Annotated in this window: 13 protein-coding genes; 5 read left to right on the top strand and 8 right to left on the bottom strand. The window is 53.7% G+C overall.

Annotated elements, in window-relative coordinates:
• Positions 1-34: 34 nt before the first annotated feature.
• Genes OEV49_12180 through dtd form a run of 8 tightly spaced genes read right to left on the bottom strand, consistent with a single transcriptional unit; the run spans position 35 to position 8,220 of the window.
• On the bottom strand, positions 35-505 hold the full coding sequence (locus OEV49_12180; GenBank protein ID MDH3891833.1) for a 23S rRNA (pseudouridine(1915)-N(3))-methyltransferase RlmH: 471 nt from the start codon (positions 503-505) through the stop codon (positions 35-37).
• On the bottom strand, positions 498-896 hold the full coding sequence (locus tag OEV49_12185) for a secondary thiamine-phosphate synthase enzyme YjbQ (GenBank protein ID MDH3891834.1): 399 nt from the start codon (positions 894-896) through the stop codon (positions 498-500). Before OEV49_12185 ends, OEV49_12180 begins: the two co-directional genes overlap by 8 nt.
• A complete protein-coding gene (gene ftsY / locus OEV49_12190; protein ID MDH3891835.1) occupies positions 893-1,804 on the bottom strand; it encodes a signal recognition particle-docking protein FtsY in 912 nt (303 codons plus the stop codon). Before ftsY ends, OEV49_12185 begins: the two co-directional genes overlap by 4 nt.
• 13 nt (positions 1,805-1,817) lie before the next feature.
• Entirely contained in the window at positions 1,818-5,552 is a 3,735-nt protein-coding gene (gene smc, locus OEV49_12195) for a chromosome segregation protein SMC (GenBank protein ID MDH3891836.1), read from the bottom strand.
• Positions 5,553-5,568: 16 nt separating this feature from the next.
• On the bottom strand, positions 5,569-6,144 hold the full coding sequence (locus tag OEV49_12200) for a hypothetical protein (GenBank protein MDH3891837.1): 576 nt from the start codon (positions 6,142-6,144) through the stop codon (positions 5,569-5,571).
• A 3-nt stretch (positions 6,145-6,147) separates the two neighbouring features.
• Positions 6,148-7,158: a helix-turn-helix domain-containing protein gene (locus OEV49_12205; GenBank protein MDH3891838.1), complete on the bottom strand. Its 1,011-nt coding sequence runs from the start codon at positions 7,156-7,158 to the stop codon at positions 6,148-6,150.
• A 20-nt stretch (positions 7,159-7,178) separates the two neighbouring features.
• On the bottom strand, positions 7,179-7,787 hold the full coding sequence (locus OEV49_12210; protein MDH3891839.1) for a Maf family protein: 609 nt from the start codon (positions 7,785-7,787) through the stop codon (positions 7,179-7,181).
• On the bottom strand, positions 7,777-8,220 hold the full coding sequence (gene dtd / locus OEV49_12215) for a D-aminoacyl-tRNA deacylase (GenBank protein ID MDH3891840.1): 444 nt from the start codon (positions 8,218-8,220) through the stop codon (positions 7,777-7,779). Before dtd ends, OEV49_12210 begins: the two co-directional genes overlap by 11 nt.
• A 125-nt stretch (positions 8,221-8,345) precedes the next feature.
• Between dtd and OEV49_12220 the strand changes: the two genes are divergently transcribed.
• The 5 genes from OEV49_12220 to OEV49_12240 form a co-directional block, all read left to right on the top strand.
• Positions 8,346-12,545 (top strand): acyl-CoA dehydratase activase, encoded by a 4,200-nt coding sequence (locus tag OEV49_12220; GenBank protein MDH3891841.1) that lies wholly within the window; start codon positions 8,346-8,348, stop codon positions 12,543-12,545.
• Between the two features lie 112 nt (positions 12,546-12,657).
• Complete coding sequence (locus tag OEV49_12225; GenBank protein MDH3891842.1) at positions 12,658-13,374, top strand: serine protease; 717 nt, start codon at positions 12,658-12,660, stop codon at positions 13,372-13,374.
• A gap of 490 nt (positions 13,375-13,864) precedes the next feature.
• Positions 13,865-14,191, top strand: coding sequence for a thioredoxin (gene trxA / locus OEV49_12230; GenBank protein MDH3891843.1), 327 nt, complete (start codon positions 13,865-13,867; stop codon positions 14,189-14,191).
• Positions 14,192-14,764: 573 nt separating this feature from the next.
• Positions 14,765-15,547, top strand: coding sequence for a rhomboid family intramembrane serine protease (locus tag OEV49_12235; GenBank protein MDH3891844.1), 783 nt, complete (start codon positions 14,765-14,767; stop codon positions 15,545-15,547).
• Between the two features lie 8 nt (positions 15,548-15,555).
• The coding region (locus OEV49_12240; protein MDH3891845.1) for a hypothetical protein at positions 15,556-16,223 on the top strand (668 nt) is incomplete at its 3' end.

A 16,223-nucleotide genomic window follows, 5' to 3' on the forward strand; every position in this document is an offset into this window, starting at 1 on the left:
CCTTGAACGTCCGGTCAACTTTGGCCGGACGTTCCTATTTATGGTAATCGGTGTTGTGCAAAACGGAGAAGCCGCGGTATAGTTGTTCCAACAACACCAGCCGCACCAACTGGTGCGAGAATGTCATCGGCGACAAGGACAGCACGTGATCCGACGCGGCAATAACTGTTGCATCCAACCCAAAGGCACCACCGACGATGAAACTGATGACGCCGTTTGACCGACCTTGCCAGGCTTCGAGCTGCGCGGCAAATCCACCTGAGTCGTAACTGCGGCCGTTGTCGGCAAGGGCGATGTGAAGACCCTTGCCGAGTTTTTCGGTGATTCGCGGTGCCTCACGTTTCTTGATTTGCGTCGGGTTCAGGCTCTTCGCCGCCTTCTCCGAGGCAAGAACCGTCCAGGAAACCTCAGCCCAGCGTGAGAGCAGTTTCTCATAGTGGGCGCAGCCCTCGCTGACCCAGGTATCTTTATCCTTCCCGATGGCGATGAGACGGATTTTAATCAAGGGGAGCGACCTTGACAATCAGTTGTCGTTGCCGGGGACCGTCGAACTCGCAGAAGTAGACAGCCTGCCAGGTGCCGAGCACAAGTCTGCCGTTTTCAATAAGGATTTGCTGGGAGGAGCCTACAAGTGATGCCTGAACGTGTGCATCGGAGTTGCCCTCGGCATGATGGTATCCGTCGCTCTGTGGTATTTCTTTGCCCAGTTTATACAGAATGTCGCGAGTGACATCAGGATCGGCATTCTCGTTGATGGTAATAGCCGCTGTCGTGTGCGGGACGAAACAATAGACGAATCCTGACAGGTGATCCTGATCGGCTACGATTTCCTGCAACCGCGAGGTAACGTCGATCATCTGTCGGCGCTCCTGAGTCTTAACAGTCAGCGTTTTCATGCGAACAGTGCCTCGGAAAACTGCTGTGGGTCGAACCGCTGCAAGTCATCGATCCCCTCACCCAGGCCAATGAACTCAACGGGAACACCCAGCTCCTCAGAGACGGCGATCATCACGCCGCCTTTGGCCGTACCGTCCAATTTGGTCACGATGATACCGTCGCAACCGACCGCCTCGGTGAACACTTTGACCTGCGACAGTGCATTCTGGCCGGTGGAGCCATCAATAATCAACTTGCTGTATACCGGTGCGCCGGGCGCTGCTTTGTCGATCACCCGTCGAATCTTCTTAAGCTCTTCCATAAGATTGGACTTGGTGTGCAGTCGTCCGGCCGTGTCAACGAGTAAGATATCCACGCCTCGCGCGACGGCCGCTTTGGCTGCATCGAAAGCAACCGCGGCCGGATCGGAACCACTCTGTGAACGAACGATTTCAACATTACTGCGCTGCGCCCAAATTGATATTTGCTCAATGGCCGCCGCGCGAAAAGTGTCACAGGCCGCGATCATGGTTTTCTTTCCCTCGGATGCAAACAGGGTTGCCAGTTTACCGATAGTAGTGGTCTTACCGACACCATTGACGCCGACAATCAACCAGACAATCGGTTTGGCGCTGTCGGTACCCTGCTGGGCCCGGCTTTGGCTTAGGATTACGGCTATCTCTTCCTGCAAAAGGGCCATGACATCGACGCCTTCGGTGAGATTGTTCTGCCTCGCCTTCAGGCGAACGGCCTCGATCAACCTCATGGTAGCCGCTACGCCGACATCGGCTTCTATCAGCACCTGTTCGATTTCCTCAAGCAGTTCATCATCAATGCGACGTCTCAGGACGACTTCAGAGAGCTTTCCGAGGATGTTGTCCTTGGTGCGGCTGAGAGAGTTCTTCAGCTTCTGGAAGGTGTTGAGCATTCTAACGGTCCGGTCAATCCTCGGGGCTGTTGTCGTCGGCGACGGTGAGATCCGATTGCAATCGTTCGGCAATGTTGTCCGGGAGTACTGTCGCTTCATTGTCCACTGAGTCCACTGAGTCACCTGAAGTGGGCTCTGCGCTTTGCACATCGTGCTCATCCGAAGGTTCCGGGTTATTGATCACCAACCGCCCGGTATGTTCATCCTCCGCGACATCTGAGAACTTGACGGCAACAAGCTGCGACACCCCTGGTTGCTCCATAGTGACGCCATAGAGATTCTCGGCGGCCTCCATGGTAATCTTGTTGTGCGTGATGATGACGAACTGTGTTTGAACGCTGAAATTGCGAATGATATTCAAGAAACGTCGGCAGTTGGCGTCATCCAAAGGCGCGTCAATCTCATCGAGAATGCAGAACGGCGACGGCTTGACCAGGTACAGCGAAAAGAGCAAGGCAATCGAGGTCAGGGCTCGTTCGCCGCCCGACATCATGGTGATAGACAAGAGCTTCTTTCCACGTGGCCGTGCGATAATCATGATATCCGATTCCAGCGGATCTGACGGATCCTCAAGGTAGATATCCGCCTCGCCGCCGGTGAAGAGATCCACGAACAGTTTTTTGAAATTGGCTCTGGCCTTTTCGAAAGTCTCCAGGAAGAGTTGCCGCGCGGTATGGTTGATCTTTGAGATAGTCTTTTTCAGATCATCCTTGGCCGTTGTTAGATCGTCAAGTTGCTCTTTGAGGAAGACTTCCCGCTCGTTGGCCTTTCGATATTCCTCCAGGGCCAGGAGGTTCACGGCACCGAAATTCTTCAGACGTTCCTTGCGATCGGTCAAGTAGGCACGCGCTTCTTCGTCGTTGAGTTTGTCGTCAGGTCGTGTCGCTTCGACGGTGTCGATATCAACTTCATACTCATCAAGAATCCGCTGACGAATGGCGCCTATCTCGGAGTCGAAAGTATTGACACGCATTTCCAGTTGATGGATCTGCTCACTCACCGAGTCTTTTTGAGCCCGGACCTCTTTGAGTTGTTCTTCGCGCTTGGACACATGCGTCATCACATCAGACTGTACGGTGCGCATCCGATTCTGACGTTCGGTGGCATCGTCACGCGCACGGAAAACGTCCTTGAGGTCTTTCTCCAACGTAACCACGGTTTCGTCGGCAGAGGCAATCTCTGTGTGGGAGCGTTGAATCTCATTCTGTTTGGCTTCGACACTGCTCTGAATCTCAAGTTTCAACTCGGCCAAATGTGCTATTTTGCTGGCGAATTGCTCGGATCGGCTGCGTGATTCGACTCGCTCGACCTGCAAGCGAGACACATTATCCATAGCCTGCCCGGAACTGCTCTCAAGCGTATCCAGATCGGCGGAGGCTTTGGACATAGTGTCCACCAACTGCTGTTTCTGATCGGCCAGTTGCGTAAAGTCCAGCCCCAGGCTGTATTGTTGCCCGGCCAGCTTCTTGAGTTTATCGGAAAGGTCGCCCTTCTCTTTGGACAGTCGTGCCAGTTCATCGCCAATGGTGCCCAAGCGATACTCGGTTTCGTTTATCTTCCGACCAGCTTCATTGATGTCTTCGACGAGACTTTCCAGCTTGTCGGATAGTCCGGTAGACTCACCGCGAGCTTCGGCTATGGCGGCGTTGTTGGAATCCTTGTCCTTCTGAACCAGTTGTTGCTTCTCAGATATCTCGGTCATCATCCGGTCTTGCTCGGCCAGCTTTTCTTCGCGCCGGAACAACGGGAACTTCTCCTCGGCGCCGCCGGTGATGATGTTCTGACTGTACAGGATACCATCGGTGGAAACTGCGTTGAACCCATAGGGCAGCCGACCGAGGATTTCAGTGGGGTCGGCCGAGGCGGTGAACACGGCGGTGCGAGAGAGAACCGCCTGCATCAATGGTTTCAATCCTTCCTCGGTGTTAACGGAACTGTCCAGCCAACCGAGAAAACTCTCGGTGGGGATTTCGGGACGTTTCACCACCGGATTCAAGGTGCCTGAGTCCGGCACGAGGATTCCGACCTTACCTCGACCCTGCGTTTTGAGATAATTAATAACCTCTTCGGCGCTTGAACGACTGTCGCAGATCATGAAGCCGGCCATCTCGCCAAGGGCGGCTTCCATGGCCGCTTCGAGCCCGGCAGCCGGGACGAACTTCTCAGCGACGGTGCCCTTTATGCCGGTAAAACGATCCCTGATCTCCATTACTTCCACCACGCCGGTAGCATAGCCTTCGTAATGCAGGATCATGTCTTCAAGCAGATTGCGGCGAGCCTGACAGGCTTCCAGAGACGCCCCCAGGTTGGACAGCTCAAGGGTAAGCTCTTCGCCTCGTTCGATCAGTTGCTCCATGCGTTGCGATAGGGAAGCAACCGTTTCCTCGGTGGCCGACTTTTCGGCTTTCACTTCGTCGAGCACCTGTTGTTCGTCCGACAATCGGCTCTGAAGCGATGCTCGATCGGCCTCCTGTTGCGCCACTTGTTCCTCAATAGCGGTCATGGACTCGCCCAGCTCCTGTTGTTGACGAGTCAGGTTACTGTCCTCGGTCTTGCCCGAGGATAGTCTGCCCTCCAGGTCCACCAGTTTCTGGTTGTCCGTATCCTTGACCGTGCGCGCCTCGAGCAACTGTTTGTCGGCTTCAGCCTGAGCTTCTTCGGCCTCCTTCAACCGTTGGGCCAGCTTTTCATGCTCGGCCTCTTGTTCGGTCATTTCCTGCCGGCTTTGTTCTGTCTGTTCGGCTAGAATCTCAGCCCGTGCCTGAAGAGCCTGGATATCATTTTGGTTGCGTTCGATGAGAGTGCGGGCGTTGGCTCTTTTTTCGACCAGCACAGATATTTCTCGCTCCAGTGAATGAGCTTTTTCGGAAACGTCGTACACCTCACCCGAGACACTGCTGAGTTCCTGGTCCAGGTCCAACTGTTCTTTCCGATCAGCTTCCAACTGAGCACTGATTCGGTCGACCGATGCCTCTCGTTCCAGTTTCTGATCGCTCAAAGCGTTGAGTTGATCTCGCAGCTGTTGTTTTTCAGACTGGGCGTTCTTCATTCCGTTCGAGTTAAGGTACAATTCCCAGTCTCTGATATCATTCTGAAGGTCTTGATAGCGCTGCGCCTTCTTCTGCTGCCGATTGAGCGAACGTACCTGAGTCTGCACCTCGGAGTAGATGTCGTTCAGCCTGAGCAGGTCCCCTTCGGTTGCTTCGAGTTTGCGCAGAGCGGCTTTCTTTCGCTGTTTGTACTTGGTGATACCGGCCGCTTCCTCGAAAAGAAATCGGCGTTCCTCGGCCTTGTCGGAAATGACGGCATCGATCATCTCCTGCTGAATGACCGAATAGGAATGCGCCCCCATACCGGTGTCGTAGAACAAATCATGGATGTCGCGCAAACGGCAGGGTACTTTGTTGAGAAGATACTCCGACTCGCCCGACCGGAAGAGACGTCGTGTCACCTGCACCTCGTTGTATTCGGTCGGCAGGATACCTCGATTGTTGATCATCGACAGGGTCACCTCGGACATGCCGAGCGACTTGATTTCACGGGTACCGTTGAAAATGACTTCTTCCATCTTGCTACCGCGCAGGAGACTGACCCGCTGTTCACCAAGCACCCAGCGCAGGGCGTCGAGGATATTGGTCTTGCCGCAGCCATTGGGTCCGACGATGGCCGTGATACCGTTCGAAAACCTGAGTGCCGTCTTGTTGGCGAATGATTTGAAACCGAGGATGTCAAGCCGCTTTAGATACACGATGCCTCCATTGTGATCAATTGTGTTTCCCGACCTGTGACGCCTTGGTGGCGCTCTTGATCGTGGATAGGGTTCGCAGCATGGAGCGATAGATGTTTCGCTCATCGCGCAGATACCTGGTTTTGATCTCCAGGTTGTAGTAGGGCTCACCGAGGTGGTTGCCGCGTCCAACGCGCACCGCTGCCGGGAAGTTCAAGAGGACACCTGAAGTAAATGGTGTCGTGTTCAAATTGAGGTCCAGAATCAGATCGAAATCGAATTCTTTCAATGTTTTTGTATAGCTTTTCTTGGGCAGGCCGGACCAGGTCATCTGGTCGGCGGTAGGGGACAGAATGTGGAAGCCCTTGCGAGGATACATGTCATAAACCCGAACGCCGGGCAGCGATAACAGCGAAATCTCGGCCGCCTTGAACAACTCCTTGATTTCGGGCAGGAACTGTTTTAGCAGAGTGAGTTCTCGCAGGCCGCCGGGCAGACAGATGAGTATGCGCTTCGGCTTAGCCAATGACTTTGGAAAGGCCACCGACTCAGGTTCCATGTTGTTCTTCAGCCGCCTGAGTTGGATCCGTCCGACCATCGACTTGAAACTCATACGCTATAACCTGCCTCCGCCGCTGTCGCTGGATGTCCCGGTCTCCGCTTGTGAAGGAGCCGTCACCTCGGGTTCTGATCCGGCTGAGTCGACGGCGCCGGAGTTCGGGCTTTCGGGAGGTGACGATTGGGGTGTACTCTGAAGTTGTGGCGTACCACTTCGGGATGCCGTCAATGGTCGATCGAGAAACTTCTGTAGGTTGACCTGGTCGATTTCTATGCCGGCGATCCGGCCACTCTCCGGATTACGCAGATTGACTTGTTGGCCGTTGAGTTCGGTCGCTACCGCCGAGGGAACGCCTATCGAGACGCGCAGTCGATACTTGGCCGTGACTTCGTATCGCCGGCCCGGCGTCAGCGTTCGATATATGGCCGTGTCGCCGTCGGAAGTGACCGACGCCCAACTTTCGGTTCGGGCCATCAGAACCAGGGTCATGGGCTGTGGTGCAGAATAGTCAGGAACGTCCCAGTTGTAACCGACCGTGTCGTCGTTGGCCTTAGTTGCCGCAGGCTCAATCTCGGAGTTTGCGCCCGGCAGGGAATCAACTTCGCTCTCGGTGCCGGTATCATCAAAAAACAGTTCATTGGCTACCACCACCAATATGAAAATCACAATTACCGCACCCAGAATATAGCCGAGCTTCTTGAACTGGTTGCCGTTCTTGTCGCTTGCCGTCGAGTCGGATGATGCCAGGGACTTATCACCGGCCGGGGCGGCTGGGGAGGGATCACTGCCTTTGACCGAAGAAGGCTGCTCATCCATAGGCAGGTCTTCGAGGTCCTGTTGAATCGCCTCGACTGTTGCCTCATAATCGATTCCCAGCTCTTCAGCGTAGGATTTGGCGAACAGCTTGAAATAGAGTTCCGATGGCAGCCGGGTTGCATCACCGTCTTCCACCGCCTGAAGGTTGGACTCGGTGATCTTCAGGTTGGTAGCCAGGTCCGCCAGTTCGATCTCCTGGCGCACCCGTTCCATCTGGAGCAGCTTGCCGATCTTTGAATGCAATTCCGTCATAGCCAACTTCGTGTCCGGTCCTACTGTTTAGTTACCAGCAGCCTTTCGGCCAGATTGTCCAGCAAAAGGCGCGGTAAACCGATTACATTATCCAGTCGACCTTCGATTCTGTCAACCAAAAAAGCCCCCATCCCTTGTATACCGTAGGCGCCGGCTTTATCCATCGGCTCGCCACTGTCTATGTATGCCTCCAGTTGTTGGGCGCTGACTGAGTTGAAAAACACTTTGGTCAATTCATAACCGGAGGCCGCGATAGACCCTCGATATGTCAGCGCCACGCCGGTGCAGACCACATGCTGTCGTCCTGAGAGGCTGGTCAGAATGCGCAAAGCATCTGCTTTGTCGGTCGGCTTGCCCAGCAGTTGGTTACCGAGCACTACAATTGTATCGCAGCCGAGAACGATTGCCTCGGCATCGGCATGCTCGGCCACCCAGAGCGCTTTCTCCCCGGCGACACGCTGAGCGAAGTCGTATGGGTCTTCACCCGGCTTGTGATCCTCTCTGACATCTGGGATGATTTGCTCGAATGCCACACCGGTCTCCCCCAGAAGCCTCACCCGACGCGGCGAACCGGAGCCAAGCACCAACCGGTAGCGCAGGGCCAATTGCTTTAGCGACTCAGCCGTCATGGTCGACAATCACCGTCACCGGCCCCACGTTGGTAAAGCGAACATCCATTTTGGCCCCGAACAGACCGGCAGCCACCTTCAGACCGAAACCTCCCAGATGCCTGATAAAGCTGTCATACAGTTGCTCGGCCTGGGCCGGTTCCATCGCTTCATTGTAGGATGGGCGGCGGCCTTTGCGCGTGTCGGCATAGAGAGTGAATTGGGACACTACCATGATTTCACCACCGATGTCCAGCGCCGAGAGATTCATCTTGTCGGCTTCATCCTCAAAAACGCGCAGGTTGATCAGTTTATCTGCCAACCAGGCGCACGACTGTTCCTGGTCGCCCTTCCTGGTACCGAACAACACCAGCAGTCCGGCCGCTGTCGAACTGTGTAGTTTACCGTCGATCCATACTTCAACACCTGATGTTCTTTGCACAACTAGTCGCATAGCACTCCTTTGAGCGTTGAATATACTCAGGTACCGGCTAAAGACAAACGGTTTTAGAAAGTCGACGTAATCAGTATAATATTAGTATAAATCACTTGCAATTGACAGTGGACAGGTATTCTTTTATGCGCATGGAAGCAAAACGTTTGTCTCTCGGAATCGACATCGGTTCGGTGTCGGTAAAACTGGTACTGCTTGAAAACGAGAAAATCGTAGACTCCGCCTATCGTCGTTTTCGCGGGAATCCATTTGAAACACTCAAAGAGTTGCTGGACGAGAAGTTTGGCCACCTGACTTCGCAGCCGGTTTATGTAGGCTGTACCGGAATCGGCGGCAAAACCACGCAGAGCGTTCTGGGTGGTCGATTCTTCGGCGAGATCGGCGCCCTGGCCGAAGGCAGCTATTTCGTGGTACCTGAGGCCAAGACTGTTATTGAGATGGGGGGCGAAGATTCCAAGCTGCTGCTTTTGGACTCAGAGCGCAAACTAGTCGTCGATTTTGCCATGAACGCTCAATGCGCCGCCGGTACCGGGTCGTTTTTGGACCAGCAGGCCGGTAGACTGAAAATCAGCATTGAGGAAGAGTTCGGCCAGATGGCCTTGAAGTCTAAAAACCCACCGCGCATTGCCGGACGCTGTTCGGTCTTTGCCAAGTCCGACATGATTCACTTGCAGCAAGTGGCAACGCCGGACTTTGATATCGTGGCCGGTCTTTGTTTTGCCGTTGCCCGCAATTTCAAAAGCTCAATTGCCCGAGGCAAAAAGTTCGTCAAGCCAATCGCCTTCGAAGGCGGCGTGGCCGCTAACCCCGGCATGGTGCGCGCATTTACTGAGATACTCGATCTGGAACCGGGCGAACTGATTATTCCCGAACACCACAACGTAATCGGCGCGGTCGGCGCCGCGCTTCTGGCCGAACAGAAAGAGGCATTGGTAGACGAGTTTGATCCTGCCAAGATCGAAGCCTATCTCAAGTTTCGGGAAGTACCGGAATCCGGGCGTGCAGCTCTGTCCTTCAATTTCCCAGACACCAAGCACTACGACATTACGCAAGCGAACCGTCCAGATGATATCGACGGCCTTGATGTCTTCCTGGGCATCGATGTCGGCTCACTTTCGACCAACCTTGTCCTGATCGATAAAGATCACCGCGTCATTGCAAGACGCTACCTGATGACCGAAGGTCGCCCCATTGAGGCGGTGCGGCGTGGCCTGGAAGAGATCGGCGAAGAAGTCGGGTCGCGTGTAAACGTCAAAGCGGTCGGCACCACCGGCTCCGGGCGCTACCTGACCTCTGATTTTGTAGGTGGCGACATCGTGCGAAACGAGATTACCGCGCAAGCCACTGCGGCCATTGCCATTGATCCCGAAGTCGACACGATTTTTGAAATCGGCGGGCAGGATTCAAAGTACGTATCGATAGACAAGCGAACCGTCATCGATTTTGAAATGAACAAAGCCTGCGCCGCCGGCACCGGCTCATTCCTGCAGGAGCAAGCTGAGAAACTGGCTATCCGCATCGAGCATGAATTCGGCGAAAAAGCGCTCAAAGCGCAGTGTCCGGTCGGGTGCGGCGAACGTTGTACGGTGTTTATGGAATCCGATCTGGTTGCGCACCAACGTACCGGCGCCAACAAAGATGATCTCATAGCCGGACTGGCCTACTCTATTGTCAGCAACTACCTCACCAAGGTGGTCGGCGACCGACATATCGGTGACAACATTTTCTTCCAGGGCGGCGTGGCCTGGAACAAAGCTGTCGTCGCGGCTTTTGAAAAACTGACCGGCAAAACCGTTACGGTGCCGCCGCACCACGATGTGACCGGCGCTATCGGTGCGGCCATCCTGGCCATCGAGAAGCTCGAGGACCCCAGTTTTGAAACCTCCTTCCGAGGTTTTGACGTGCATAAGCGCAAGTATACGGTCAGCAGTTTCACATGCGAAGACTGCTCCAACCAGTGCGAGATTCACAAGGTCGACCTTGAAGGCGAAGAACCTTTGTATTATGGCAGCCGGTGCGAAAAATACGACGTCTCACAACAGAGTAAAGAGAATCTCCCGCCGGATTATGTCAAGATACGCCAGAAATTGCAGTACAAGCGCTATCTGAAATTCAAGAAACCCGATAAGCCACGAGGGCGTGTCGGTATTCCCAGGGTCCTGCACTTTCTTGAATACTATCCGTTCTGGATGGCTTTCTTTGATTCACTCGGTTACAAAGTGGTCAACTCCGATATATCGGATCAGAGCATCGTCGAGGATGCGCTGGAACTGTTTTCAGCCGAAACCTGCTACCCGATCAAGCTTGTCTATGGACACGTGGCCAACCTGATAAAAAAAGAAGTGGACTACGTCTTCCTTCCCTCGCTGATCAAAGTAGCCGAAGAACACGACGAGAAAAAGGACGGCGCCTATATCTGTCCGTATGTTCAGGCCATCGGATCATCGGTCCGACCCGTTTTCGACTTCGACAAGCTTGACGTCAAACTGATTACATCGGCGATAAAGCTGAGCCATGACACGGCCAATCTCAAGAACGGTCTCAAACAGGTGGCGGCCGATTTCAAACTGTCCGACCGTCAGTTCAAGAGCGCTGTCGAGTGCGGTCTGCGTGCCTACAAAACATACAAACAAGAACTGCACGCCGAGGGCGAAAAGATATTAAGCGAACTGAGACCGGACGAAAAAGTCCTGGTCATAATCAGCCGGCCGTACAACGGCTACGACCCGCGGCTTTCGATGGAACTGCCCGAGAAGATTCGTGACCTCGGTCTCAAAGCCGTACCGCTGGATTTCCTGGCCCCCAACGGTGATGAAACCAGCCCATACATGTACTGGCGCTACGGACGACGGATTCTCGGAGCGGCCGACAGGATTCGCAAGAATCCGAATCTGTTCGCTGTCTATATCACCTCGTTTGGATGTGGACCGGATTCGTTTATTACTCACTTCTTCCGCAAACAAATGTCGGGTAAACCGTATTTGCAACTGGAACTCGATGAACACTCGGCCGATGCCGGCATGATTACCCGATGTGAAGCGTTCATTGACTCGCTGCGCTTCTATGAATTCACACCGCCGGTGTCATCGTTCAACGTTGCAAAACCTGAATATGGCGCAGGCGAAAAGACAATCTACATTCCGAACATGTGCGACCATGCTTACCCGATTCGGGCGGCTATGGAACGGTGCGGACTCAACGCTGAAGTACTCGATGAACCGGATGAACAGACTGTCGAAATCGGCAAGAAATTCTGTTCCGGCAAGGAGTGCTTCCCCTGTGTCACCACTACCGGTGACATGATCAAAAAACTGAGAGACCCCGAAACCGACCGGAAGAACTCGGTCTTCTTCATGCCGGGCGCCGACGGACCGTGTCGGTTTGGTCTGTACAGCCAGTACCACCGGATCGTGCTCGACGATCTTGGCTACCAAGACGTACCGATCTTCTCCCCCAACTCACGCGACGGCTACGCTCAGTTTGGACTTGAGAACACGCCGTTCAGGAAAATTGCCTGGAGCGGTTCGGTGGTTGTCGATTGTCTGATCAAGATGATGCACCGGACTCGTCCCTATGAAGTGAACTCAGGCGAGACCGAGAAGAAATACTACCACCATATAGGCCGTCTCGACCATGCCATACTCAATGACATCTCTATGGAGACGGTGTTGACCGAAGCTGCGGCTGACTTCTCTGAAATTGAGACCAAGGGTGAACGTCGACCGATCGTGGGTGTCGTTGGTGAGATTTATCTGCGCAACAATCGGTTCTCGAACAACTTCCTGATCGAAAAACTTGAAAAGCTCGGCCTTGAGGTCTGGCTGGCTACTTTCTGTGAGTGGCCTATGTATACTTCGCTTGATTTCCGCCGTGACGCATGGTTGAAACGTGACTACAAAGGGCTGCTCAAGGGTTCTATCCAGGTGCTCATGCAACAACGATCTGAACACCAGATGGTCAACACGGTATCCCGCACTCTGGATATTGGGCACGAGTATTCTACCAGCAAGATTCTGGAACTGGCCTCAGCCTATTTGCCGCGCGACTACAAGGGCGAAGCGCTGCTGTCCATCGGCAAAGCGATTGAGATGGCCCAGCAGGGTGCTGGTGGTGTGGTGAACGCTATGCCGTTTAATTGCATGCCGGGCACGGTGGTCAGTTCTTTGTCCAAGAAAGTCTCCGACGACCACGACGGCATCCCCTGGCTGAACATCAGCTACGAAGGCTTGCGCGACTCCGGCGAAGAGACGCGACTGGAAGCTTTCGCCGAACAGGTCAAATCTTTCTCAGGCGGGTTAGCGAAGAGGGTGAAGAGTAGGGTGTGACCTCTGTCACCTCGATGTGATTTTTGTCACCCCGGCGAAGGCCGGGGTCCATCTTCTCCGGTAGGTCGAAACCCGTGCGGTTTCGATAGGTCTCGAAAGAGCGGGGAGGCGAATGGTTTTTGACTGGTCCAAGACAATTTTCCCACTACTAATCGCAGACTGCGGTGAGAACGGCCAGCCGGTGAACCCAAAGTTCTTGGGAACGTGCTTCTTCACCGTGATGGAGGGTTACCCAATCTTCGTGACGGCCAAACATGTAATAGAGGGATACGAGGACAAGATCGGGGACGGCTCCAAAAACCTGTTCTTCGCAACAAGATATGGTAAGAATGATGCCATAGGGCTGCCAGCGGGATCAGGGGTGGCCTTTCACAACCGGATTGATATCGGGATTCTGATTATCGAACCACGGTCCTTCGCTCGGTACAAAGATGAATTCAGACAGTTGGAGATCAGCTACTCCGAACTGCCGTTGGGCACCGAAGTTTTTACATTCGGCTATCCCGACTCCGCCGAAATCTATGACGAATTCTCCAGGAAGAAGGTCCCAACTATCAACAACTTTTGCTTTAAAGGGTATGTTTCAAACATCGCCGACGAATCCGTTGTTGGGGGGACGAAGCGCACGTACTTCCTGAGCTTTTCGGGCATGCCAGGAATAAGTGGTGCACCTCTTGTGAGCAAAGGAGATGACAAGCTGAATTGCGTAGGGCTCGTGTTCAGTAACAAACTACTTGATGGCAGGTACGAGTTCGGCCTAGCTTGCGACGCCGAACCTCTTCTTGATATGAAGACCATTATTAGTGACTTCAAGAATCAGAAGGCATAGGTCCTGGGTGCCAGTCACAACCCTCGTTTGGGACGGGTCTTTTATCGCGTTCATGGTTCGACTCCGCTCACCATGAGGTGGTTGGATAGGTGCGAACTCGCCATGTCCGTCATGCTGGCGGAGGCCAGCATCCAGGTCTTCGAATTCAGAACTGGATTCCGGCCTTCGCCGGAATGACAAAAATGAACTCTTCCCCTGACACCCGTCGCCCCCACCATGAATGGTGGGCCACCCAGACTAGCCTAGGCCCGCACCGACAATAGAGTACAAAATCCCCTTTTACTCTGAATCATTACTGCATATATTAGCGTCTAAGAATTGACGCCGTCTCACTGAGTCTGAAGACTCAGTGAGCACAAGACAAAAACCCCACAGCCCCGCCTGGGGCGGGGTGGGCCACCGAACGGTGACAATGCGTGGAACCGTGCGGTGAAAACGGCGTTAAAGTGAAAAGAAATCTGACGACCTTTTGATAGAACTTGGAGAACCGATGAGCAAACCGATTGAAATTACCGACGACAGCTTCGACGCCGAAGTCCTGCAATCCGACACACCGGTAATCGTCGACTTCTGGGCCACCTGGTGCGGCCCCTGCAAAATGATTGCACCCATCCTTGAAGAAATCGCAACCGAGTACGGCGATAAAGTCAAAGTGACCAAGCTGGACGTTGATTCCAACAACCAGACCGCCGGTAAATATAACATTATGTCGATTCCATCATTGTTGATCTTCCAGAACGGCGAGGTGGTCGACCAAATCGTCGGCGCTGTGCCCAAAGCTCAGTTGACCGACCGGTTGCAGAAGGTGCTGGCTTAGTCTGCTGGATTGTGTCAGGAGCGCAAGGCTCCTGACCTACACAGGCAAGCCTGTTTTTTGCGTTTCGCCTGATGAATCACATTTTGCGCCTCGCGCCCTACGGCCTCACGCTGAGCGCTCACCAACTTCACCCTGAGCGAAGTCGAAGAGTGTCAGGAGCACAGGGCTCCTGACCAGCGGCCCTTTCTCTCCCCCTGAACAACCTGGATAATCTCCACGATACGGGAGCTTTTTGTCTGGAAATCCGTTTTAGAAAGTGGTAGTATGGTGTATAATAGACCGGAGCGAGTCCGGTCAGGAGTATCTGAATGAGTTGGCATGAGATTCTGTCCTGGGTCCTGGTCCTGGCCCTGGGTTTGCTCTTCTTGAAAGTGTTACCCCGTTTCGGCGGTGGCTGAGGGCCGAAAGTAGATTCTCTCCCGGAGGGAGATGAACAGGATAAGAAAAGTAACTAGGAAGCCGTTCAAGCGTACCATAAAGCTGATAGCTCTGCCCTGAATGGTTTAGCTTAAACAGCCGATATAAAGCACAATGAGACCTTTTCAGTTTCAAAGTCGGCCTAATCGTGGCTCAATGAGTTTCGGGCCGGGTAAACTACTGCCTTTTATCAAGCTGATGCTGATAACCAACGGCGTGATGTTCTTCGCCCAGTATTTCTACCCGGCGCTGACAGGCGCCCTTGGCCTCACTCCGGCCGCCTTCTTCAACCAGTTTCCCAACCTGCTCTACCAGCCGTTTACCTATATGTTCCTGCACGGTGGGTTCGGTCACATATTTTTCAACATGTTCGCCCTCTGGATGTTCGGCACCGAGATCGAAGCCAGTTTCGGCACCAAAAGTTTTGGTAAATTCTATATCTTGGCCGGATTGTCGGGAGCCTTTCTGACCCTGATCGTCAACTCATCGCAACCTTACCCGATGATCGGCGCCTCGGCCGCTATCTACGGTCTGCTGGTAGCCTATTGGATAATGTTCCCCAACCGTCATCTGTACATTTATTTTCTCTTCCCGGTGAAGGTCAAATATGCCATTCCGGGCATGATGATTCTGGGTTTTCTTTTCTCAGGCGGCCATGTCGCCCACTGGGCGCACCTTGGCGGAGCACTGTTCGGACTCGCCTATCTCAAGTTGGACTTGCGTTGGATTAAGCTGGGGCGAAAGATCAAAGATTACAAGTACCAAAGGCAGAGCGCCAAACTCGAGAAGAACCGCGTAAAAGCCGAAGAAATAATGAAACGAGTCGATGAGATCCTGGACAAGATAAATCAAGTCGGTATCGATAATATCAGCAAAGCTGATCGTAAATTCCTCGAGGAAGCGTCAACGCACCTGGCCGACAAGAACATCAAGGATTGAGCAGAGGTATGGCAAAACGAGTATTACTGGCTGAATCGTCGGACACTATCCGGGGAGTTGCTACAACCGTCCTGAGACAGAACGGTTACGACGTGATCTCCGTGGCCACTGCACAGAAAGCGTTGGAAGTGCTTAATCACACCCAACCCAACCTCATTATCACAGGTAGTAGCCTGGCCGGCTCCGGTGGCAGTCTTTTTCACGAACGACTGGCCAGCGACAACCGATTCGCGGCGACGCCTTTGCTCTTGTTGGTCGAGCCCGGCCAACCTTCGCCTGCCTATCCGGATGAAGCCGTCATGAAGCTGCCATTTGACCCAAAAGAGTTCCTGGACCGGGTGGCTGCATTCACTGCTACAACAACGCCCGAACAGCAAGGCTCTCCACTCAATCCGCTGGAGGGGGCCGGCCTTGAGGAAGCTGCAATCGATGCCGCTTTGGGACTTGACCAACTTGAGGTGACTGATTCTGAAGTTATGGACAAAACGACCTTAGGCAAAACCAAGAAGCCCAAAGTCACCGATAAGATGATCGGATTTGACCACTCTGATTCCACCGACACCAACATGAGCGACTCTTCACGGGTCGAGTCAATCCTTATCCAGGAGGAATCCGGCGACATCAAGCCGAACGCCGATTCATCTCATCGCCCAACACCACTGAATGCATCCCGTAA

Source organism: Candidatus Zixiibacteriota bacterium (assembly GCA_029860345.1).
Classification (GTDB): Bacteria; Zixibacteria; MSB-5A5; order GN15; family FEB-12; genus JAJRTA01.

Bases quoted from the DNA above. Each gene is read 5' to 3' on its own strand.
- OEV49_12185 (MDH3891834.1), bottom strand. From the start codon at position 896: ATGAAAACGCTGACTGTTAAGACTCAGGAGCGCCGACAGATGATCGAC.
- ftsY (MDH3891835.1), bottom strand. From the start codon at position 1,804: ATGCTCAACACCTTCCAGAAGCTGAAGAACTCTCTCAGCCGCACCAAG.
- OEV49_12200 (MDH3891837.1), bottom strand. From the start codon at position 6,144: ATGAGTTTCAAGTCGATGGTCGGACGGATCCAACTCAGGCGGCTGAAG.
- OEV49_12205 (MDH3891838.1), bottom strand. From the start codon at position 7,158: ATGACGGAATTGCATTCAAAGATCGGCAAGCTGCTCCAGATGGAACGG.
- OEV49_12210 (MDH3891839.1), bottom strand. From the start codon at position 7,787: ATGACGGCTGAGTCGCTAAAGCAATTGGCCCTGCGCTACCGGTTGGTG.
- dtd (MDH3891840.1), bottom strand. From the start codon at position 8,220: ATGCGACTAGTTGTGCAAAGAACATCAGGTGTTGAAGTATGGATCGAC.
- OEV49_12220 (MDH3891841.1), top strand. From the start codon at position 8,346: ATGCGCATGGAAGCAAAACGTTTGTCTCTCGGAATCGACATCGGTTCG.
- OEV49_12225 (MDH3891842.1), top strand. From the start codon at position 12,658: ATGGTTTTTGACTGGTCCAAGACAATTTTCCCACTACTAATCGCAGAC.
- trxA (MDH3891843.1), top strand. From the start codon at position 13,865: ATGAGCAAACCGATTGAAATTACCGACGACAGCTTCGACGCCGAAGTC.
- OEV49_12235 (MDH3891844.1), top strand. From the start codon at position 14,765: ATGAGTTTCGGGCCGGGTAAACTACTGCCTTTTATCAAGCTGATGCTG.